This is a genomic window from Fictibacillus sp. BK138 (assembly GCF_004216955.1).
Classification (GTDB): domain Bacteria; phylum Bacillota; class Bacilli; order Bacillales; family Fictibacillaceae; genus Fictibacillus.
This window is the reverse complement of the sequence record NZ_SGXL01000002.1, coordinates 137570-159332: the sequence shown is the minus strand read 5'-3', so window position 1 is coordinate 159332 and position 21763 is coordinate 137570. Positions and strand designations below refer to the sequence as shown.

General features: G+C 40.1%; 23 protein-coding genes and 1 other annotated feature. Of the genes, 13 read left to right on the top strand and 10 right to left on the bottom strand.

Features of this window, described 5'->3' with window-relative positions; genetic code table 11:
* Positions 1–138: 138 nt before the first annotated feature.
* The gene (locus tag EV282_RS17560; protein WP_130297187.1) at positions 139–1641 is read right to left on the bottom strand and encodes a sodium:solute symporter family protein; all 1503 of its coding nucleotides are present in this window, start codon (positions 1639–1641) and stop codon (positions 139–141) included.
* Positions 1642–1842, bottom strand: a complete 201-nt coding sequence (locus EV282_RS17555; RefSeq protein ID WP_264191283.1) for a DUF3311 domain-containing protein — start codon at positions 1840–1842, stop codon at positions 1642–1644.
* 190 nt (positions 1843–2032) lie between these two features.
* On the opposite strand from EV282_RS17555, the gene EV282_RS17550 reads away from it, so the two are divergent.
* Positions 2033–2950: a carbon-nitrogen hydrolase family protein gene (locus EV282_RS17550; RefSeq protein ID WP_130297186.1), complete on the top strand. Its 918-nt coding sequence runs from the start codon at positions 2033–2035 to the stop codon at positions 2948–2950.
* Between the two features lies 1 nt (position 2951).
* Here EV282_RS17550 and EV282_RS17545 read toward each other — a convergent pair whose 3' ends face one another.
* From EV282_RS17545 to EV282_RS17535, 3 genes are all read right to left on the bottom strand, one after another.
* Positions 2952–3386, bottom strand: a complete 435-nt coding sequence (locus tag EV282_RS17545) for a hypothetical protein (RefSeq protein ID WP_130297185.1) — start codon at positions 3384–3386, stop codon at positions 2952–2954.
* A 291-nt stretch (positions 3387–3677) separates the two neighbouring features.
* Positions 3678–4112 carry a hypothetical protein gene (locus EV282_RS17540; RefSeq protein ID WP_207224349.1) on the bottom strand — a complete coding sequence of 145 codons (435 nt, stop codon included), beginning with the start codon at positions 4110–4112 and terminating at the stop codon, positions 3678–3680.
* Between the two features lie 17 nt (positions 4113–4129).
* Positions 4130–4477, bottom strand: coding sequence for an ASCH domain-containing protein (locus EV282_RS17535; protein ID WP_130297183.1), 348 nt, complete (start codon positions 4475–4477; stop codon positions 4130–4132).
* A 266-nt stretch (positions 4478–4743) separates the two neighbouring features.
* Here EV282_RS17535 and recQ point away from each other — a divergent pair, with 266 nt between their 5' ends.
* The 5 genes from recQ to EV282_RS17510 all read left to right on the top strand — a co-directional run bounded on the left by recQ (position 4744) and on the right by EV282_RS17510 (position 9881).
* Complete coding sequence (gene recQ / locus EV282_RS17530) at positions 4744–6891, top strand: DNA helicase RecQ (protein ID WP_130297182.1); 2148 nt, start codon at positions 4744–4746, stop codon at positions 6889–6891.
* A complete protein-coding gene (locus EV282_RS17525) occupies positions 6888–8084 on the top strand; it encodes a class I SAM-dependent rRNA methyltransferase (RefSeq protein ID WP_130297181.1) in 1197 nt (398 codons plus the stop codon). The genes recQ and EV282_RS17525 overlap by 4 nt, the downstream gene beginning before the upstream one ends.
* 18 nt (positions 8085–8102) lie before the next feature.
* Complete coding sequence (locus tag EV282_RS17520; protein ID WP_130297180.1) at positions 8103–8756, top strand: futalosine hydrolase; 654 nt, start codon at positions 8103–8105, stop codon at positions 8754–8756.
* An 8-nt stretch (positions 8757–8764) separates the two neighbouring features.
* Positions 8765–9601: a 1,4-dihydroxy-6-naphthoate synthase gene (locus tag EV282_RS17515; RefSeq protein ID WP_130297278.1), complete on the top strand. Its 837-nt coding sequence runs from the start codon at positions 8765–8767 to the stop codon at positions 9599–9601.
* Between the two features lie 88 nt (positions 9602–9689).
* On the top strand, positions 9690–9881 hold the full coding sequence (locus EV282_RS17510) for a hypothetical protein (RefSeq protein WP_077364968.1): 192 nt from the start codon (positions 9690–9692) through the stop codon (positions 9879–9881).
* Positions 9882–9918: 37 nt separating this feature from the next.
* Here EV282_RS17510 and EV282_RS17505 read toward each other — a convergent pair whose 3' ends face one another.
* Together EV282_RS17505 and EV282_RS17500 are read right to left on the bottom strand one after the other, a co-directional pair.
* A complete protein-coding gene (locus EV282_RS17505) occupies positions 9919–10371 on the bottom strand; it encodes an SgcJ/EcaC family oxidoreductase (protein ID WP_130297179.1) in 453 nt (150 codons plus the stop codon).
* Positions 10372–10456: 85 nt separating this feature from the next.
* Entirely contained in the window at positions 10457–11557 is a 1101-nt protein-coding gene (locus tag EV282_RS17500) for a PRK06851 family protein (RefSeq protein WP_130297178.1), read from the bottom strand.
* Between the two features lie 751 nt (positions 11558–12308).
* On the opposite strand from EV282_RS17500, the gene EV282_RS17495 reads away from it, so the two are divergent.
* The 3 genes from EV282_RS17495 to EV282_RS17480 all read left to right on the top strand — a co-directional run bounded on the left by EV282_RS17495 (position 12309) and on the right by EV282_RS17480 (position 15390).
* Entirely contained in the window at positions 12309–13100 is a 792-nt protein-coding gene (locus tag EV282_RS17495; RefSeq protein ID WP_130297177.1) for a DUF4240 domain-containing protein, read from the top strand.
* 462 nt (positions 13101–13562) lie between these two features.
* A complete protein-coding gene (locus tag EV282_RS17485; RefSeq protein ID WP_130297176.1) occupies positions 13563–14228 on the top strand; it encodes a 5-bromo-4-chloroindolyl phosphate hydrolysis family protein in 666 nt (221 codons plus the stop codon).
* Positions 14215–15390 carry a toxic anion resistance protein gene (locus EV282_RS17480; protein WP_130297175.1) on the top strand — a complete coding sequence of 392 codons (1176 nt, stop codon included), beginning with the start codon at positions 14215–14217 and terminating at the stop codon, positions 15388–15390. The genes EV282_RS17485 and EV282_RS17480 overlap by 14 nt, the downstream gene beginning before the upstream one ends.
* 76 nt (positions 15391–15466) lie before the next feature.
* On the opposite strand, the gene brnQ is transcribed toward EV282_RS17480, so the two are convergent.
* Both brnQ and EV282_RS17470 read right to left on the bottom strand, forming a co-directional pair.
* A complete protein-coding gene (gene brnQ / locus EV282_RS17475; protein ID WP_130297174.1) occupies positions 15467–16801 on the bottom strand; it encodes a branched-chain amino acid transport system II carrier protein in 1335 nt (444 codons plus the stop codon).
* Between the two features lie 50 nt (positions 16802–16851).
* Positions 16852–17095, bottom strand: a binding site (T-box leader).
* Between the two features lie 81 nt (positions 17096–17176).
* Positions 17177–17710, bottom strand: coding sequence for a GNAT family N-acetyltransferase (locus EV282_RS17470; RefSeq protein ID WP_130297173.1), 534 nt, complete (start codon positions 17708–17710; stop codon positions 17177–17179).
* 181 nt (positions 17711–17891) lie between these two features.
* Here EV282_RS17470 and EV282_RS17465 point away from each other — a divergent pair, with 181 nt between their 5' ends.
* The 4 genes from EV282_RS17465 to EV282_RS17450 all read left to right on the top strand — a co-directional run bounded on the left by EV282_RS17465 (position 17892) and on the right by EV282_RS17450 (position 21177).
* Positions 17892–18638: a L,D-transpeptidase family protein gene (locus EV282_RS17465; protein ID WP_130297172.1), complete on the top strand. Its 747-nt coding sequence runs from the start codon at positions 17892–17894 to the stop codon at positions 18636–18638.
* Positions 18639–18852: 214 nt separating this feature from the next.
* Positions 18853–19374, top strand: coding sequence for a sigma-70 family RNA polymerase sigma factor (locus EV282_RS17460; RefSeq protein WP_130297171.1), 522 nt, complete (start codon positions 18853–18855; stop codon positions 19372–19374).
* Positions 19367–20656 carry a DUF4179 domain-containing protein gene (locus EV282_RS17455; RefSeq protein ID WP_130297170.1) on the top strand — a complete coding sequence of 430 codons (1290 nt, stop codon included), beginning with the start codon at positions 19367–19369 and terminating at the stop codon, positions 20654–20656. The genes EV282_RS17460 and EV282_RS17455 overlap by 8 nt, the downstream gene beginning before the upstream one ends.
* A 98-nt stretch (positions 20657–20754) precedes the next feature.
* Entirely contained in the window at positions 20755–21177 is a 423-nt protein-coding gene (locus EV282_RS17450; protein ID WP_130297169.1) for a VOC family protein, read from the top strand.
* Positions 21178–21227: 50 nt separating this feature from the next.
* Here the strand turns inward: EV282_RS17450 and EV282_RS17445 are convergent, their stop codons facing one another.
* Positions 21228–21632: a nuclear transport factor 2 family protein gene (locus EV282_RS17445; RefSeq protein WP_130297168.1), complete on the bottom strand. Its 405-nt coding sequence runs from the start codon at positions 21630–21632 to the stop codon at positions 21228–21230.
* Between the last annotated feature and the right edge of the window lie 131 nt (positions 21633–21763).

Sequence of the window (21763 nt, the reverse complement as noted above, 5' to 3'; positions counted from 1 at the left end):
TGAGCCTTCAGAAAGATTTATGGGCCTTCAGAAAAATTTATGAGCCTTCAGAAAATGTTAAGAGCCTTCAAAATTTTTTATGATCCTAGATAAGATATAAAAAAGAGGATGACCATCAAAAGTCATCCTCTTTACAATTTATGCGCCTTTACGCACTAGATCTATTTCTTTAGACTTTCTTCCAAACAAGTAATCTTTCACATCGTTTGTAGAGAATTTTGCTTTTTTAACAAATAACGGGTTTAATGCTACAACAGTAGCAAAGTTCGCCATCAGACCCCAGAACCCTTCGTAAATTCCAAGTGATGTTCCAGTCGAATAAACAGTGAACGTTACCGCGAGTCCAACAAGCAGGCCGAGGATTGTGGCTTCTCTCGTTTGATTTCTCCAGAACAGACTTACTACGATAGCCGGGAAAATCTGTACCATACCGGATACACCCAACAATTGAAGGGATACAAGAGCTTGCGGGAATACAAGTCCGAACAATAAAGCTAGTCCGATTACGACAAACACCATACCGCGTGTGATCATCGTTAGCTTTGCGCCTTTTACTTTTGGATTGATCAAATCACGATAAATGTTGTTCGCGAAAAGATTAGATGCACCGATCGCCATGATCGAACATGGGATAAGTGATGCAAGGGCAATGGTCGAATACGCCAACCCTTGTCCGATTCCGCCATATGACGTTTGGATCAATGCTAATAAAGCAAAACGCGGATCCGTACCGTCAGGCAGAACTAAAAATGCAATAAACCCTAAAAAGACTACAAGAATTAAAACAATATTGTAAAGCGGCAGATATAAGGCATTTTTACGGATCGCATCAGCACTTTTTGCTGTGAACACACCAGTCGCAGCGTGAGCCCACATGAATAAAGCAAGAGCTGACACGAATGAAGCGGTGATGAACCACGGGATACCTTTTGGTCCTTCAGTAGGAATCGTCAGAAGCTGAGGTGCTTCAGTTACGATCTTATCGACCATCGGGTTCCAGCCGCCAAAGTGCATGATCGGAAGAGAAACGACCATGAACAGCATGATTGCCCAAACGAGCACATCCTTAATGATTGCTGTGTACGTCGGCCCTTTGATTCCGCTAAAAAACGTATAAAGAGCAACAAGAAAGAAGGATGTGATCACGACCACTTTTACATTGATAAAGCCTGTCCCAGCAACTTGAAGGGTATCTTGAATACCGCTTAGCTGCAGGCAGATGTATGGGATAAGCATAAGTACGCCAACGATAGCGATCAGAGACGAAAGTAGCTTAGAATCAAAGCGCTCACGGGCATAATCAGCCAGCGTCGTGAGTTTATGATGATTGGCAACTTTCCAAAGTTTCGGCAGGAAAAAGTAAGAGATAAAATACGCAAGAACAGAGTATGGAATTGCGAAAAAAGCTAAACTTCCTGCCGTATATGCAGTACTGGTTAATCCGAGAAACGTATAGGCCGTATAGAGATCAGCTCCGACTAAGAACCAGACAAGAAGGCCTCCGAACCGGCGTCCGCCAACAGACCACTCCTCTACAGAACTGCGGGTAGCTTTATCTCTGCCGGCAAGAAACCCAATAAGAACTACGGTTAATATGATGCAGATTGTAATTGAAAGTGCTGTAAGATTTCCCTGCTGCATTTAATCCAAGCCTCCTTGTGATTTCTGAAGTTGATAGATGCCAAAGGTGCAAAAAGGAGTTAAAACAATCCATAAAAACAACCAGAATTGAAGAAACGGCAACCCTAAAACAATGGGGTCAATCCTGTTAACGAACGGCAAGACGACGAGCTGAGCTAAAAATGGTAGAACAATTAATAAGACCAAAATAATTTTTTTCATGATGCTACGCTCCTTCTTAGGTGTTTTTAGAAATATAATGTTCACAATCATAACAGCTTTAAAAGTGCGTAACAAGGGGAATTATATAAATTTTTAAAATATTTACGCTAATTTGAAAATGAAAAGGTTTTCATTTTTTTTATGTAGTATAATCATTCAAAAAAACAAACAAATGAGCGAGGTGTAGTTCATGAACATGGTCGTTGCAACATGCCAGTTTCCTGTTTCGGCTGATATTAAGAAAAATCAACAGTACATAATGAAACAGATGCGGATAGCGAAAGAAAAGGGAGCAGACGTTGCCCATTTTCCTGAAGCTGCACTTTCTGGTTACGCAGGTACTGACATGCCTTCATTAAAGGGATTTGATTGGGAGCTGCTTAAGAATTGTACAGAGGAGATATTGGAGTACGCCCGTGATCTGCGAATTTGGGTTGTTTTAGGAACAACACACCCGTTGACCGGAAATCATAAACCGCACAACAGTTTGTATATCATAAATGCTGCCGGAGAACTTGTAGATCGATACGATAAGATGTTTTGTGCAGGAGACGAGACTGAACAAACCGGCGATCTCGCTCACTATACTTCCGGTAACTATTTTTGCACGTTTGAAATCAATGGTGTGAAGTGCGGAGCACAGATCTGTCATGATTATCGGTACCCTGAACTCTACCGCGTATATAAGAAAAAAGGCGTACAGGTAATGTTTCATTCGTATCATGCGGCGAACATGGGGGCGGATAGATTAGAAGCGATAAAATCTGCTGTAGGAAAAGAAAATTTAAAGTATAACCATGGCATGACGTATCCTGAGATTACCATGCCAGCTACGATGACAAGTTATGCCGCAAACAATTTTATCTGGATCAGCGCAAGCAACAGTTCGGCAAAAGAAAGCTGTTGGCCAGCCTTTTTTGTTAGAGCGGATGGAGTTACGGTGGGAAAACTGCGCCGAAATGTCCCTGGCGTATTAATTACAGAGGTAGATACGGCTGGAGATTTTTACGATTCAACGGTAGCATGGCGTGACCGGTCTATGAATGGCGATTATTATAGCGGGACCCTCGTTGAGGACCTGCGTTCTACGGATAGGAGGAGTTTTTAATTTACCAATCCTCAGGCTGAAAATGTTTGGGCTCACGATTTTCCGTTTCGCTGACGGGGGCAGCATAACCTTTTTGTTTGATGGTGTCAGCGCTCTTAACCCAATAGGTGTAAAACCAGCCTTTTTCGTTCTCGAATTCTACATCTAAATGATAAGGGTTATATTGTCTGCCTACCTTTCTTTTAATCTTCCAGTCCTCACCAGGATAATTTTTCTCTAAATAAGCATGCAACTGTTCTGTTTTAATGGAAACTTGGTAGTTGACCCAGTGGGGACGAATAAGAAAAAAGGCAAATACGATTACAGTGATAAGACTAGCGGCGTACAAACCAATTTTTCTTTTGGTTTTTGGAATAAGCACGGCAATAATAAATAAAGCGCCAAGAAAAATGACGGTAAAAATGATTTCGATCACTGTAATAGGGTGTAATTGCATAACGGGTTGTCTCCAATCCTTATATAGAACTTATTCTTATATTTATTCTACATATAGAGGGAGATTCTTTTATGAAAAGAATACTCGTTTACTAAAAAGACACTTATAACAGTTAATCCAGAAAAAACAGCGTTGAATCCAGAAAAAAGCACTCTCATTCCAAAAGTTTTGGCCTCCAATCCATAAATTTCAGGTCTCAATCCACAAATTTAAAAATGTGTCCTTCTGGAACGGACTAGGCTGCGCTAACTACAAAAAAAGCCGGCCACAATCGGCCAGCTTCCATTCTCTCTACCACAAATATGGCTTCACTACCATAAACCACAGCATGATCATCAGTAAAATGAGGTAGATCCATACTGCTTTTTTTAATTTGTCTGCCAATAAATTCTGATCGCTGTCTTCTTCTTCAAATTTGCGAAGAGTTGGCGAAAATGCACGTGCCAAAAAGAAAAGCGAGCAAAATAAAATAATCAGTGTTACTAAAACCCATGGTGTACTCCATGTCCATGGTCCTAAAATCAATAGAAGAACACCTGATCCAACTAAGACATGCCCGGCGTGTTTGGCAAGCCAGACGATAAAGCGAAATGTGCCAACATGTGCGTTCATTTCAGCACCTTCAGCTGTCCGGAGTTTTTTTATGATCGGAAACAGGATAAAGAAGGGACCGATTGACACAATAACGCTAAGAATATGAATATAAAGTAAACCCCTATACAGCAAATCCATTCCGGTGTAATTTAACCTTTAACTGGACTGAATTCGTGTACCCATACTCTCATGTGAGGAAGCCATGGCATTCCTGGGTGGTATGATAGAATCGCTTCTTTATAAGCCTCCACTGTTTCAAAACCTTCGTCTTGTGCATGCTTGTCTGTTAATTCTCCTAATGACTGAGAGTAAACATTGTCCACCACAAACTTGTGGCCTTGCAATTCCATAATCTCGCCTACATCAGCATATCTGCCGTTGCGGCGAGTAGCAGTCTTCTTGCCCGCGATAACCATTTCAACATCTGATGGCATTGTTACTAGTCTTTCAATCGAACATGTTTTTGGCGGTAAATTGTTGCTTTCATGATTTGTCATATGTAAAAACTCCTTTTCTATTTTCTCCATTTTCTAATGTACCACATTTTCTGGTGAGACTCCTAACGGCGCATAGTACAGAGGAGGCTGACCGCACAGCGCGAAACGCGTGCATCCGGGAATGGAAGCGAACTCCTTTCAAAAGCAGCCAAATAAACGAAAACAGCCTTTTAAATCAGCTAAAACGGTAAGATGTGTCTTTGCTATGTTAGGAATGTACCTTTATAATCAAGAGATGACTCTACCTGAGGGGGGCAAGAAAAGTTTTGATACAAAAAGCAAAGCAAATGCTAGAGTTGCATTACGGTTATTCCTCATTCCGGAATGGACAAGAGCAAGCGATACAATCGGTTTTAGCAGGTGAAGATACGCTTTGTGTCATGCCGACGGGCGGAGGCAAATCGATCTGCTATCAGATTCCTGCACTTGTTTTTGAAGGAACAACGATTGTTATTTCTCCTTTAATTTCATTGATGAAAGATCAGGTTGATACATTATTACAGTTAGGAATTTCCGCAGCCTTCATTAATAGTTCGATAACAGCAGCAGAAACAAGAGATCGGATCGAAAAGGCGAAGCGCGGAGAATATAAACTTTTATATATTGCACCAGAAAGACTCGAATCCTATGACTTTATGGATCACTTAAGACAAATTGATATTCCTTTAGTAGCCGTGGATGAGGCGCATTGTATATCGCAATGGGGCCACGACTTCCGGCCGAGCTACCAGCGAATTCAAAGAATGATAGGGAATCTGCCAAAGCGACCTGTTGTGCTTGCGTTAACGGCAACCGCTACACCAAGAGTCCGCCAGGATATTTGCTGGTCGCTGGATATCGATGAAAACAAAACGGTCTTAACAGGTTTTGAGCGTGAGAATCTTTCTTTTTCAGTGATTAAAGGACAAGACCGGCTATCATTTTTAAAAGATTTTATAAAAAAGAACGAAAAAGAAGCGGGAATCATTTATGCGGCGACACGAAAGACGGTTGATCAGCTGTATGAGCATCTGAAAAAGAGCGGTATTCATGTTTCGCGCTACCACGCCGGGATGAACGACCAAGAGCGAATGGAGCAGCAGGAGCAGTTTTTGCAGGATGAATCTTCGGTAATGGTCGCGACATCTGCGTTTGGTATGGGGATCGATAAATCAAACATTCGATATGTTATTCATTTTCAGCTGCCGAAAAATATGGAAAGCTATTATCAGGAAGCGGGCCGTGCTGGCCGTGATGGACTTCCGAGTGAATGTATCTTGTTATATTCCTCTCAGGACGTTCAAGTGCAGCGGTTCTTGATCGACCAGTCGAGTGAATCTGACCGCATCTCACAGGAACTTGAAAAACTGCAGCTTATGGTGGATTACTGTCATACAGAGAGCTGTCTGCAACAAATGATCGTACGTTATTTTAGTGACGAAGAAATACCTCCATGCGGACGCTGTGGCAATTGTACGGATTCACGAGAAAGCATTGAAGTAACGCGGGAAGCTCAGATCGTGCTGTCATGTATCGTGCGGATGGGGCAGAAAAGATTCGGTAAAACGATTATCGCTCAAGTGCTGACAGGATCTAAAAATAAAAAAGTGATGGAGCTGCGATTTCACAAGCTGCCAACATACGGCATGATGAAAGAAAAAAGCATAAAAGAAGTTACCGACCTTATCGAATTCTTTATCTCTCAAGAACTGATTGCGGTAGAGCATGGCTCCTTCCCGACTCTTTACATAAAAGAAAAAGGAAAAGAAGTTCTGTTAGGTAAAGAAACGGTTATGCGAAAAGAAGCCGTTCAGACAAAGCAGGTGTCTAATGACGATCCATTGTTTGAAGAGCTTCGAATGGTCCGAAAAGCGATCGCAGAAAAAGAAAATGTGCCGCCGTTTGTTATTTTTGCAGATACGGCATTGAAAGATATGTGCGTAAAACTTCCTGAAACAAAAGAAGAGTTTTTAACCGTTACAGGAGTTGGCCAAAATAAACTGGAGAAGTATGGTGAACAGTTTATCGAGGCTATTCTGGAGTTTTTAGTGCAGAATCCTGAGCGCAAAGAAAATGCAGTGAAGGGGTCTGTCCCGGGGACAGACCCCATTAAGAAAAAACCGACACCAAATTCTCACCTTGAAACATACACGTTTTATAAAGAGGAAATGTCTGTTGAAGAAATAGCCGAACATCGGGACCTGGCAGTGAGTACAGTGGAAAGCCACTTGATCCAATGCATGCAGGAAGGGATGGACGTTCATATGGAAGATCTTATTCCAGATGAATATATCTCTGAGATCGAGAACGCCATCCAGCAGGCTGGCGGAGAAAAGTTAAAACCGATAAAAGAATTGCTTCCTGATGAAGTAAGCTATTTTATGATTAAAGTGTTTTTGCTTCAAAATGAGAATGGGAAACGGGTGACATTATGAAAAAGAACGTCCGGTTAAAAGTAAAATCTTCATATGTGAAGGGCTTAAAGGCAGGCTATCCTCTTATTACAGAGGATGCTGTTCAAAATATCAGCAATGTAAAAGAAGAAGGTACAATCATCGAGCTGTTTGACGACAAGAATGTGTTCCTTGGAAAAGGGTACTACGGCAAGCAAAATAAAGGCAGAGGCTGGGTCCTCACTCAAAATTCACAAGAAGTGATCGATCATAGCTTTTTTGAAAAGAAGATAAAGAAAGCGATCAATCATAGAGAAGCACTGTACAACGATTACGTAACGACAGCGTTCCGTGTTTTTAACGGTGAAGGAGACGGAATCGGCGGACTGACAATTGATCATTATAACGGCTATTACGTCCTCACTTGGTATAGTGAAGGAATCTATGCGTTTAAAGATGAAGTGATCGACTCTCTTAAAAACGTTGTTAAAGTAAAAGGGCTGTACGAGAAGAAGCGTTTTGCAGTAAAAGGGAAGTACATCGATGATGATGATTTTGTGGAAGGTGAACAAGCACCTAGTCCTCTAATCGTACGAGAAAATGGCATCCACTTTGCAGTTTATTTAAACGATGGCGCAATGGTCGGCGTTTTCTTAGATCAGCGAGACGTTCGAAAGACGATTCGCGACCGTTATGCAAAAGGAAAAACAGTACTCAATACATTTTCATACACAGGTGCTTTTTCAGTTGCGGCAGCGCTAGGCGGAGCAACGAAAACAACGAGTGTCGACCTGGCAAACAGAAGCCGAAGTAAAACACAGGAGCAGTTCAGTGTGAACGGTCTGGATTACGAAGATCACGACATCATTGTAGAAGATGTGTTTAACTATTTTAAGTATGCGGTTCGAAAAGAGCTTTCGTTTGATCTTGTCATTCTTGACCCGCCAAGCTTTGCCCGTTCAAAAAAGCATACGTTCAGTGCAGGGAAGGATTACCCTGAGCTGCTGGCACAAGCGATTCAGCTTACAGAAGAAAATGGAGTCATTGTGGCATCATCCAACTGCAGTACGTTCGGTATGAGAAAGTTCAAAGAATTTATTGCATCAGCCTTTAAACAAACGGGTGGAACGTATGAAATCTTAGAGGAATTCAAGCTTCCTGCAGATTTCAAGACAAATAAAGAGTTCAAAGAAGGTAACTATCTGAAAGTGGTTTTCATTAAAAAGTTAAGCTAAAAACGCGGAGGGATCTCGATGAATAAATATCGCCGCATTTTAATCATGACCTCAGTAGAAGCAGAACGGGATGCCATATTGCGAGGAATTGGCACGGATTCAAGGATCGACGTAAAGCTGGCAGGCGTCGGTCCTATTTCTGCTGGGATCCAGACGGCAAGAGCTTTGGCAGCTGACGAATATGACCTTGTGATTAACATGGGTATAGCGGGTGGATTTACAGATAAAGCAGAGGTTGGTTCACTCGTAATCGCCAACGAAATTATTTCTGCTGATTTAGGTGCCGAATCGCCAGAAGGTTTTATTACACTGGACGAGCTCGGGTTTGGAGCCTCCACCCGTGTGAAAACGGATAGTGATCTAGTTCAAGTTTTATTGGAATCGATAATAGCAGCAAATATATCTGTTCAAACCGGAAACATTCTGACGTTATCAACAGTAACTGGGACTGCAGAAACAACTTCTAACCTGCAACAGCGTGAACCTGGTGCATTGGCTGAAGCGATGGAAGGATACGGAGTGGCGATGGCAGCAAAAGAGTTTGGTTTGCCAGTTTTAGAGATTCGATCCATCTCTAACCCAATCGGTCCTCGGGATCGTTCTGCTTGGCGGATTAAAGATGCATTAGTTACACTGGAATCAGCCAGTAAAGTTATTGCGGAGGTTTTGTAATGAGTAAAATGAGTATTGCTTTTTCTCCTTGTCCGAATGATACGTTTGTTTTTCACGCATTAGTTCACGGTCTTGTGCCTGGTGCACCTGAATTTGACGTTACATATGCAGATATCGATATAACAAACGGTCTAGCGGCTCGATCAGATGAACTTGATATTTTAAAAATTTCTTATGCCGCACTGCCATGGGTGTTAGATAAATATGCACTTATTCCATGTGGAGGTGCACTAGGACGCGGCTGCGGTCCGCTAGTTCTCGTCAATCAGCCAGGTGATGCAAGTCCTGAGATGCTTTCTGGTAAGAAGGTCGCTGTTCCGAGCGAACGTTCCACTGCTTATATGTTGTTTCGTTTGTGGGCAGCACAAAATGTGCCAGGCGGAGTTGGCGAGATCATCGTGATGCCATTTAATGAGATCATGCCAGCAGTTAAGGATGGACGGATCGACGCCGGTCTCGTTATTCATGAAGCGCGATTCACGTACCAAGACTATGGACTGACGATGCTTGCGGATATGGGGAACTGGTGGGAAGAAGATACAGGGCTTCCTATTCCGTTAGGCGCAATTATCGCCCGCCGTTCACTAGATTTAGAATCTATTACAAAGTGGATAAAAGAATCAGTAGAATATGCGTGGCAGCATCCTGAAGCTTCAAAAGAGTATGTGATGCAGCATGCGAACGAGCTGTCTACAGAAGTAGCGCAGTCCCACATCACTCTCTATGTGAATGACTTTACCGCTGATCTTGGAGATAAAGGATTTGAAGCGATTACTACACTGTTAAATCGCGCCGGGGAAGAGGGTATTGTACCCAAGAAGGACTATGCGAATCTATTAAAATAGCAAGTGGACAGATTACCTTCATTAACCACTTGCCCCAATCGTGCATACCTTATAACAAGCAGAAAAATCTGTTATAAGGAGGCGCAATATGTCTAATACAAACGTGTTAACATTGATTGGTGCTTTACTAGCTGGTTATTTTCTACTTGGATTGCCGTTAGGCGGAACGTTTTTAGCTGCATTCGGTCCAGCGATCAAGATTATCGCTATCTTAACCGTTTTAGTGTTCGCAGCTGTATTGATCTACAAAGGGATATTGGACTTATTAGGTAAACATTAGTGATAGAGAAGAACCCGCTGGCTGCCAGCGGGTTTTCTTACTTATTTATCAATTCTTTTAGCTCATCCGTCATTTTTTCTAAAAGTTCAGGTCGGCCATGAAACTGTGCGGGTGTGTTTTGAAAAAGCTTAATGAACCAACTTTCGCCTTCTTTTACCGCAACGACTGTATGATGTGTATTCAGTTCAGGGGAAAGCTCAGTCTTTCCGATTGGTACCATTCCAGCGATGGCGCGGAGAATTACAGCGTTATCGCTTAAAAAAGAAACACTTTTAACTTTCCCGTGATAAGGCGGTGTAGGAAAGTTTTCGAAGATAGGACTCAGATGTGAATAAATTTCGTCACGGCCGATCGCCTGGCTTCCATCATAGCCGATCATCTCAGCATCTCCGGTAAAATGATCAGCCATACCTCGAGCATTCCGTTCATTCCAGGCATTCAAAAAGCGTTGGTAAAGATCTTGGACCAATTTACCTTCCTTCGTATTCATAGCCAGTCCTCCATATGTATGATTTAACTTGTAATCATCATAACAAAAAAAGTCACCATCCAAAAATGGCGACCTAGATGTATTTTTATTTTTGTCTTGCTACAGCTCTTTTTTCAATCTCCGTATTAAGCGTATGCTGAATCTGATCAAGCTTTTTAAAGTCCATCGCTCCAACATAATATTTTTCTAACTCATCATGCTTTCGTTTCGCTTCGGCTAAAAAGCTGATGGCTTCTTTCATTTTTTCTGAATAACGCCAGCTTATGACCTTTAGTTCAGCTGCATATTTTTCGTCTGTACCTGGCGTGATTGTTTTTGCGTACATATCCACAATGGAATCACCAGACCGCTCAGGAAAATATTCGTGCGGAGCCGTACTGTCAAAGATCGCAAAACCGAGCTCTCTCACAATGACCATATCAAGACTGTTCGGATCAAATCCGCAGTGATAGATCTCAACATCATAACCCGATGCTTCTGCATTCGCTGCAAGCTTTTTTAACATAGTAGACTTGCCAGAACCAGGACGTCCTTTAATAAAGTATCTTTCCTTTAAACACTCAGTTAAATTTGGAACAAAATCTTTAGCTCCGAGTGGAGTGGCTGCTCCTAAGAAACGATGATAGACTTCACCTTGTTTGTTCTGCTTTTTCGAAAAGAACTTGTGCATCAGTTCATCTGTAAGTTCATTCGCCTTGTTGTAGTCCATGTTCTCGATATAAATCTTTTCCCATTCATCATGAACGAGCAGTGCTTCATGGAAGATCGAATAAGCTGTTTGGAAATCAGCAGAAATCTCCTCAGACAGCTGCAGGATTTCATTCTTATTCTTAGCGAGCTTACCTGAATCCCAGGCAACACCTAAGTTTACGTATTCCTCAATGGCACCTGGAGCTTTTGGTTCAATAACATGCGGAGCCGTTCCATCAACAATCCCGACTTTCAATTCTCGAAGAATTACACCATCGATCGAGCCGTTATCTGAACCGCAATGAATGTACTCAACATCATACCCCTCATCGTTCCATTTCTTTCCGATGGCTTTCATCAGAGTAGATTTTCCTGTTCCAGGTCCGCCTTTAAGGATAAAAAGGCGTTCAAGGCCGTTAAGATTTGATTCGAATAAGTTATGAAAACCCCTTGCTGTATTGCCGCCAGCGTAGTAATTTAATATTTTTCCAGCCAATGTTAAAAACACTCCTCTTATCAGTTAGTTGTGTTTCTTACATGCATTCTATGAGAGGAGAAACGAATAGGTGAAAGCCTAAAATAAAGTTTAATAATTAAATTGTTGAAATATGATGAAATAAAAAGAAACTTTACGAAAAAAGAAGTATGTCAAACAAAAGTGGAATAAAACCACCCTAAACAACATAGTATTGATTATTCTGAATATTTAAAATAAATTCAGAATAGGTTAATATGTAGTTAACAAATGAAACACAACCTTTACAAGGAAGGCGTGATTCCAATGACGCAAGTAAGCGAAGCATATTAAATCACATCCAGGTAGAAATCAGCCCGTGAAAACTGGTTTCGAGATGTGTGAATATGCGGGGACGCGCAAATACACATTACGGAAAGAGGATGATTCCAATGACGTATGTGAGCGAAGCATGCTAAGATCATGTTGCAGATGGAAATAGCCGGTGAAAACTATTTTCGCAGCGTGTGGGCATGTGGGAAATTACCAGAGTGAAGGAAAAATATTGATCTAATGCAAGGCAATTGATTGAACGGACAATTAATTGAAGTCTAGTTATGGGATAAATAACTAGCATTGTGTATTAGTAAGAAAGGAAAGAAAGTTTAAGTGAATATTGTGAGTATAAGCTAAAGGCGCTGTTTATGTGATATATACATATTCAGCGTCTTTGTTTTGTATTAACATAGTAGGTAGGCTTAAGTTCGAGATGGAAGATGAGGGATAATTCGATATGGAATCTTTACTTATTTATCAAGATAATACTTCAAATAAATTTTGGAAGATCAGCCAAACAGGAAATTCTTATGTTGTTACCTATGGAAAAGTAGGAACGGTTGGCGCCATAAAAACAAAAACGTTTGAATCTGAAGATGAATGCCGTAAAGAAATAGAGAAACTAATCCGCTCAAAGATGAAGAAAGGGTATATACCTGCAGAATCAACAAATCTAATTTTAAAAGATACTACGATGACAGAATCGCTTTTCTGGGAACTGATCGATAAATGTAAAGAAAAAGCCGATGATGCTGAGGAACAAATGGAATGGCTGATGACACAGCTCTCCAAGCGACCTGTAAAAGATATCATTTCATTTGATTTTATACTAAATAACTATTATTCAAAGTCATACACATCAGATCTATGGGCTGCAGCATACATCATCATGGGGGGCTGTTCTGATGATTGCTTTGATTATTTTAGAGCATTCCTTCTATATCTCGGAAAAGAGCCCTATGAGGCTGCTATAAAGGATCCAGAGACTCTTTTACCATATTTAAAACTAATAGAAGAGCAGGAAGAAATGCCGCAGCTTGAAGAATTATTATTCGTGGCATGTGAAGCATTTGAAGAAAAGACGGGTCAGGATGATGAAGATTATCATGATTTGTACGAAAAGTTAACTAACGATTCATATATTCAGCCAGAGATTGAATTTGACTGGGATGAAGAAGATGAAGAGGGATTTAGAAAAAAGTTTCCGCTCTTATGGGAAGCTTTTGGAGAAAATCCGCTGGAATACTAACTTAATTACATAAAAAATCAAAACTCACCATCTTCTATACAGGGTGAGTTTTTTTATAAGGCTTTTTCACAAGCTTTGTTGTTTTTGAAAGTAGTTGATTTCCGTTCCAGGTTGCTCGCTTTCCGCGGGGCGTGCGGTGAGCCTACTGCTGCTCCGCACCATTAGGAGTCTCACCTGTCACACTCGTCCCGCTGGAGTCTCGCACCTTGCACTCCAATCAACTCATCAATGAAGCGAAGGATTAAAAATCATATTACGTCAATCTTTTGAAAGAGAGCCTTTTATAAAATACGCCTCAAGTCTTAGAACACATTACTTCCTGAAGCCATGGTTATTTTAGGAAGGTTTCGATAAGGTAATACTAGAAACATATTATAAGGAAACTTTTTTATGGAAAAACGAAACTCTGAAACTTGTACAATCGTATGATTAATAAAGAGTTCATGTCAGGAGTCGATTACAATGAACGGATTTTTAGCTTTTTTTATCCGCATGTTTGTTGCTGTTCCATCCTCTGTAGGAGTGTGGCTGGCGAGTATTATTGCGTATGACCAGACGTATCTCATGTCATCTGGAATTGCCGTGGCGGGTGGAGCTGCCGCCTATACAGCAACAGGGCTTCTACAAAAGCAGCGATTCCTTAGCAGCCATCAACTATCAAGACGAGAATATAAATACATCAGAAAAAATTTAGATGAAGCAAAACCGAAGATCAATCGCCTCCAAAAAGCACTGCTTTCTGTTAGAGACCTGCCAACATTAAAGCAAAGAGCAGACTTGGTGCGGGTAGTGCGGAAGATTCATAGCTTAACTCAGAAAGAGCCAAGGCGTTTTTACCAGGCTGAACAATTTTACTTTTCGCATTTGGATTCAGCTGTCGAACTTACGGAGAAATATATGTTTTTAACAGCGCAGCCCAGAAAAACAAAGGAACTTACAAATTCATTAGTAGAAACAAAGCGAACGCTCGATGAGTTAAAAGAATACATCGAAAAGGATTTATTCCAAGTTTTGTCAAATGATATAGAAGACCTTCATTATGAGATCGATGTAGCGAAGTATTCTATCAAATCTTTGAAAGAATCCCAATCTATCAAAAAGGCAGGAGATATAAATGAAAGAAAATAATGCACCCCTGTTTAACAATAATGATGAACCGGCAAATCTAATGGATGACTTGCTGGCTAATCCTTTTGGTGAAGAGAAGGAAGCCAATCTGCAGCCGGGGGAAAATAAACAGATCCGTTTGATTGATGTACTGCCAGAAGAAAACAAAGAAAAGGCTTATCAATTGGCTAAGCAGATCGACCCGACAAACCACCAGACGATGATCACATACGGTGCACCCGCACAAGCGAAGCTTCATTCTTTTTCAAATACGATGCTCGAACATGTGAAAAAGAAAGACACAGGTCAGATCGGTGAAATCATTGGCGACTTGATGAGAAAGCTTCAAGATGTGAATCCTGAGGAATTAAAGTCAAATAAACCAACATTGATCGGACGCATGTTTGGTAAAATCTCCGGTTCTGTTCAAGAAGTGCTTTCCAAGTATCAGAAGACTGGTGCGCAGATCGACCGCATCTCTGTAAAGCTGGACGGAAGCAAGAATGTCCTCATGTCAGATATTGTGATGCTCGAGAAACTGTATGAGAACAATAAGGAATACTTCCAAGCACTGAATGTGTATATCGCAGCAGGTGAGTTGAAGCTTGATGAACTGAATCAAGTGACGATTCCTGAGATGAGAAAAGTAGCGGAACAAACAAATGACCAGATGAAGTTCCAGGAAGTAAACGATATGGTTCAGTTTGCAGATCGCTTGGATAAACGAGTGCATGATCTAAAACTTAGCCGTGAAATCACGATACAAAGTGCACCTCAAATCCGTCTCATTCAAAACACGAATCAAGCACTTGTAGAAAAAATTCAATCGTCCATCATGACGGCTATTCCACTTTGGAAGAACCAAGTGGCGATCGCACTAACACTAATCAGACAACGTAATGCTGTAGAAGCTCAAAAACAGGTTTCCAAAACGACGAATGAACTTTTATTAAAAAATGCAGAGATGCTTAAAACAAATACGATTGAAACAGCGAAAGAAAATGAGCGCGGGTTGATCGATATCGAGACGTTAAAGAAAACGCAAGAAAACTTGCTGTCAACACTTGAAGAAACGCTCCGCATCCAGGAAGAAGGCCGTATGAAACGCCGTCTGGCAGAAGAAGAACTCGCTACGATGGAGATCGGGCTGAGACAAAAGCTGCTTGAAATTAAAGGGGAATAATGAAAGAAGGTACTTGCGTTGTAATGAGACGCAAGTACCTTTTTTGTGCGAAGTAAAATTATTATTCTAGTTCAACTCAAGAAGCTTTTACTTCTACCATATCTGGTGTTGAAGATTTTTTGTTGAAGTTGCTGATAACCATTCCAACACCTGTACCAACAAGAGCTGGAAGAATCCACTGTAATCCCATCGAGGATAGCGGAAGGATATCCTTAACAACTTGGATCGGACCTAATTCAACACCAAAAGCAAGTAATCCATCCATTAATGCAAATACTCCTGTGAAAAGAATTGCACTGCCATACACTTTTTTCGGATTTTTGAAGAAACGGTTAAAAAATGTAAGTGTAATTAATACGATTGTTAATGGATAAGCTGTGACTAAAAACGGAACCGACACTTTTAGGATCTGGTTCAGACCAAGATTAGAGAGTGTGAAACTTACAAGTGTGACCAGCAAGACCACTGTTTTGTAGCTAACTTTGGGAAGTAGTTTTGAGAAATATTGACCACACGCAGATGTTAGTCCAACAACGGTAGTAAAGCAAGCTAATGTAAAAATAAAACCTAGAAAGGCTGTTCCACTTCCTCCTAATAATAGAGTGGAGGCTGCTGAAAGAATATCTGTTCCATTTTCAAAGGAACCGGCTGCTGCCATCTTTCCACCCATTAACCCCAAACTGACATAAACCAGCGCAAGTAATGTACCAGCGATTAAACCGGCTTTTAATGTATAGTTTGTTAATTGCTTTCGATCCCGAACACCTCTTTGCTGAATTGCTGTAAGAATAACAATCCCAAAAGCAAGTGCAGCAAGTGCATCCATTGTGTTATATCCCTCAATGAACCCTGTCGAGAAAGCTCCTGATTGATAGTTAGCAGATGGTGATTGAAGGGGAGAATCCAACTTAACAAATCCTACTGTACATAGCACAACCATCGCTAAAAGTAAGGTTGGCGTGATCCAGCGCCCCATATATTTCTCCATTTTTGATGGATTCAGACTGACTGCATAAACAAGTGCGAAAAAGACAGCCGTGAATAAAAAAAGAATGAGTGCCGCGTTAGTATGAGTACTCAGGAAGGGCTTAACACCCATTTCATAAGCAACATTTGCGTTTCTTGGGATAGCAAGGAACGGCCCGATACTTAAATAGATAACGACCATAAAAACTGTGCTGAACAACGGATGAACACGGTTGCCAATGGTTTGAACCCCTCCTTTTACAAGAGAAACAGCAAATAATACAGCAAAGGGAAGTCCAACTCCTGTAACGATAAATCCTGCCATAGCAAGCCAGTAAGAAGATCCGGCTTCTGCTCCCAAAAACGGAGGGAAGATAAGGTTTCCTGCTCCAAAAAACATTGAAAATAACATAAGTCCAATAAAAACGGTGTCCATCTTTCTCATTAGTAATCTCTCCTTTTATTGTTTTTGAACATAAAAAAACCCGTCCCTAAAACAGGGACGAGTTATAGCTCGCGTTACCACCCTAATTCCGCAGCTTAATGAAAGCTAGCGGCACTCAGTCAACGTACGATTATACGTGTTCCATTGTAACGGCGGACGACCCGTCAAAGCTTACATTATCAGCCTTGCATCTCAGAGATGATTTTCGGATAGGGTCTGAACACCGGCTTTCACCAAGCACCGATTCTCTGAGGAACAGAATCATATCTTACTCTTTCTCATCATTGATTTTAATATTAATAGTAAATTTAGCATCATAAAATAAAGAAGTCAATGATAATTTCAGAATTAATTGAAAAGTATATAAATAAAAAGCTATAAAAGCAATCCCATAATAACGGTGTTATTAAAAACCCCATTAATAAAATTATCTTGCTTCAAAAGTCCTTCCATTTCAAATCCCAACTTCTTATAAAGCTCAATAGCAACTGTATTATTTTCATTTGTAACAAGACTGATCTTTTTGGTCACACCGTTTTGTTTAGCCCATTCTATTAAATCATTCATTAATACCTTTCCCAATCCTAAGCCAGTGTACTTTTTTGAGACGACGATTCCTAGTGTCCCAACATGTCTGGTTCGTTCTTTTTGTGAGGAATTAATGGTTGCGATGCTGATGATCTCTGAATCAATTAATACCAGCAGCATGATGGAATTTGGTTCATTAGAGGTTGCCGTGATGTATTCTTCGTATTCTTGAAGGTTACGCTTAAATTCGTTTGCTCCAAAAGATAGGAAATCTGTTTCACCGCCAACCACGTTGTAAAAGTCGATCATCGATTGGGCATCTTTTTTTGTTGCTTCTTTTATCGTTACTTCTATATCGTTTTTCAAAATAATATTACGCATGTATACTCATTCCTTCAGATCATAATTATTAAGTTAAATATAACCTACCAGTCTATTCATGGTACAACCCTAATATTCATGTTTTTTTGATTAAATTTTTTTACAAAACAGTAATGCAACTCCTATTCCCTCGCATAGAATATGAGGATTTGTTATTTCAATAAAGAATAGGAGAGAAGGAATGAAAACGAAAAAAATAGTCATCGGATTACTCATGTTTTGTTTTATGTTCTTTTTGGTGCAGCCGGCAAAAGCAGCAGCTTCTTCTTTTATCGTGATAAATAAATCCACCAACCAGCTGGCGTATTTCGAGAATAATAAATTATCGAAAGTATTTAAAGTGGCGACAGGCAAGCTGCCATCCTACACACCAGAAGGAAAATTTAAAATTGTAAACAAGATCACAAACAGGCCTTATTATACCGGTAATATACCAGGTGGAGATCCTCGGAATCCTCTAGGAAACAGATGGCTCGGATTAAATGCTAGAGGAACTTGGGGAACAACCTATGCCATTCACGGAAACAATAATGCAAACTCGATTGGGAAATATGTGAGTGCAGGGTGTATCCGTATGTACAACAACGATGTACAGTGGCTTTACGCAAGAATTCCTGTGAACACACCAGTCGTCATCACGACTTCAAGCAAGACATTCCCAGCATTAGCAGCAGCTAATGGTTATAAAATAACAAACGGTTCAACAGTACCTGTATTCTCGATCGTGAACCTGAAAAAGGGCAGCCGTGGAGCTGAAGTCATGGAACTGCAGCGTAGACTCACTAATTTAGGATACAGCACAAAAGGAATCGACGGGATTTTTGGGAACAATACAGACGCTGCCGTACGGAAGTTCCAGAAAGCTAAGAAGCTAAAAGTAGATGGGATTGTCGGACCAGCGACAAAGAAGGCGTTAGGGATGTTTTAATTAAACAAGTGTTTAAAAAAGAGCTCATTTATGGGTTCTTTTTTTGTCCGTTTATAACCATAAATACTAAGAGTATTTTATAATTTAACCTCAGCTTTTATTACTAGACTGAGGTTTTTGCAGGATTCATTATTTATAAAAATTTTTTCGTCTATTAAAACTTTTTCCACATTTCAGGGTCTAATATATAGGTAAGGGGTTAGGAGGCGAGAAGTTGGAGACAGAACAGTTAGTGAAAAAGGCGATTAAAGGCAACGATGATGCTTTTTTGCAGCTCATTCAAATATACAAAGTGGATTTATATAAAACAGCTCTCTCCTTTTTAAGAAATGAGGAGGAAGCGCTTGAAGCCATACAGGAAGTAACATACCGCGCTTATAAAGGAATTCGGAAATTAAAAGAGGCTTCTTATTTCAAAACTTGGCTGATTCGAATCATGATCAACTATTGCAATGATCAGCTTAAAAAGCAAAAGCGAGTCGTTATTAATGAAGAGGTGCTGGAATCCATTGGGGTGACAGAGAATCACTCAGAGATGGAACTTCGGGATGCGATGCTTGGACTGGACGAACGTTCACGTGAAATCCTCACGTTAAAATACTTTCATGACTTGAAGATTAAAGATATCGCTGGAACCATGCAGTGCCCAGAAGGGACAGTTAAGACTTGGCTCAATAAAGCGCTGAAAGCACTACGAGAAAAACTTGAGGAGAGAGGAGGTAATCTAAATGTTTAAAAGAGAAGAGGAACAGTTGAACGAATTTAAGAAAGAATATGACAACATCCCATTATCACTTGATAAATTGGATCAAGCCATTATGACAGGATTTAATAAAGCTAAACTAGAAGAACGGAGATCTAAAAGGAAAAAGAACAGTATTTATAGTTTTATAGCTGCAGCTCTTTTATTCATCGGATTATTCTCATCGATACGAATTTCTCCAGTGTTTGCCAGCTATATTTCAGAGATTCCCGGGATGGAAAAAATCGTTGAACTTATCAGATATGATAAAGGAAGACTGGCTGCAGTAGAAAATAAATATTATCAAGAACTAGGTGTTACTTCTGAAGTGAAAGATGGTCTGAAAGTTACATTGGATGGAACGATTGCAGATGAAATGGGGATTGTTCTGTACTATACGCTCCACTCTGAGGAAAAGCAGAAATCAATGATGATTGACAAGGTCAAATTAAGAGCAAAGGATGGCACTGCTCTTGACGAGGCATCAATTTCTTATGGTGCTCCTCATGAATCAGAGAAGGGTCAACATTCATATAGCGGAGAGATTGAGTATTTCTTTGAAGTTCCGTTAACTACTAAAGAATATATGATTGATATTGAAGTTAGTGGAGAAAAATATTCACTGCCTTTCACTTTAAAAGATTTTAAAAAGAAAAAAGAATATCCTATCAATCAAACGATGGAATTAGAAGGTCAAAAGATAAATGTTGAAAAAGTAATCGTTTATCCTTTAAGAATTGCCGTGTATTTGGAAGCCGATCACAAGAATGAAAAGCAAGTTCTTAATTTTGATGATTTACGAATTGTAGATGAAAAGGGCGAAGTTTGGGGAAAAATTTTGAATGGCGTAACGGGAACAGGAACAAATGGTAAAAAGCAGGAGATCTATCTGCAGAGTAACTACTTTCATGAACCAAAAGAACTCTATCTAGTTTTAAATAGTGCACAAGCGGTCAATAAAGATGAATTGTTTGTAGTCGTCGATCCGCAGCAACAAAAGATTCTAAAACAGCCTGAAGCAAATATGATAAGAGATGTAAAAGTGGTTGGCAATGATCTAGCGTTTACTATGAAAATGAAAGAGTTTCCTTATGGCATGTTTAGTGAGGCCTTTGGAATGTCAGGAGAAAAGATAGAGATAGATTATAATTATATGACAGCTGAAGAAAACGGAGTTTCTATACATGGTCTTTCAACCCGAAAAGAGCCTATCAAACTTAAACTTAGCTTTTATCCGTCCTGGATAAAGGGCAATGAGAAAATAAGAATCAAATAAATGTATGGGTGGTTCTCTTATAGAGAATCGCCCATTTTTGCGAAAAGGAATTAAAGCATCTATAATCTTACTCAACAAGAGGAAGAGGTGAAACTATAATGCGACTGGATCATACAGGCATTGCCGTGAGAAGAATAGATGAGGCGATTGAATTTTACACTAAGGTGTTAGGCGGAAACCTCACGGAACGCTATACGAGTGAGAAGCCTGGGGTCGAAACACATATCGCAGTGATTGAAATGGAAAACCAGGTCATAGAACTGCTGGAGCCAACAAGCAGAACGTCGCCGATCGAACGTTTCATCCGTCAGAACGGGAAAGGGGTTCATCATCTGGCATATGAGGTGGACGATTTGATGAAGACGATTGAAGACTTTGAGAAAAGAGGATACACCTTTTTAAAAGATACGTATCGAATCAATCCTTATGGTCGCAGATTGATCTATATGAATCCCGTTCATTCTCAAGGACAGATTATTGAACTTTGTGATTATCCGGAGAAATTCAATACCGAAAGCTAGCACCAAACAACGCACAGCAAGAAAAGTCTGTGCGTTGTTTTTTAATAATCCTAAGTAATTGCTTCCTCAGTTTCCCTCACAATCATCCATTTCCCATTTGTAAGCTGCCAATTCTCAATCGTAAACAATCTGGCTAAAACCTCTTCGTTTCTAACGATTAATTGTTCGTAGAAGACTACTGCATTTTCGCTATTTCTAAGACGAATAACCCTATTCTCAAACTTCTTATTAGTACCTGAGAAATGCCTAACGGATTGCCTCATTCCGGTAACTGCCTCTTCTCTGCTAAAAATAAGTGGTTTGTCATGTGTACCTTTAAAAAAGGCTACATAATAGTCATCAGTCATTTTTTCTACAGAAGTCGTATTACCAGAAAACATTGCTTCGTTCCAATCATTTATAAACTGATCATGCAATCTAGTAAATTCTTTTAGTAGATTCTTCAATTCAACCACTTCAAAAACCTCACTTTAAAATAAGATTGTTTTAATTTTCGGGATTAAAGTAGGTAATCCTTCTATTTGAAGTTTTCCTAACATATCCCACTTTTCATAAGACTGTCTTTTCTTTACAATAAATTATAAGA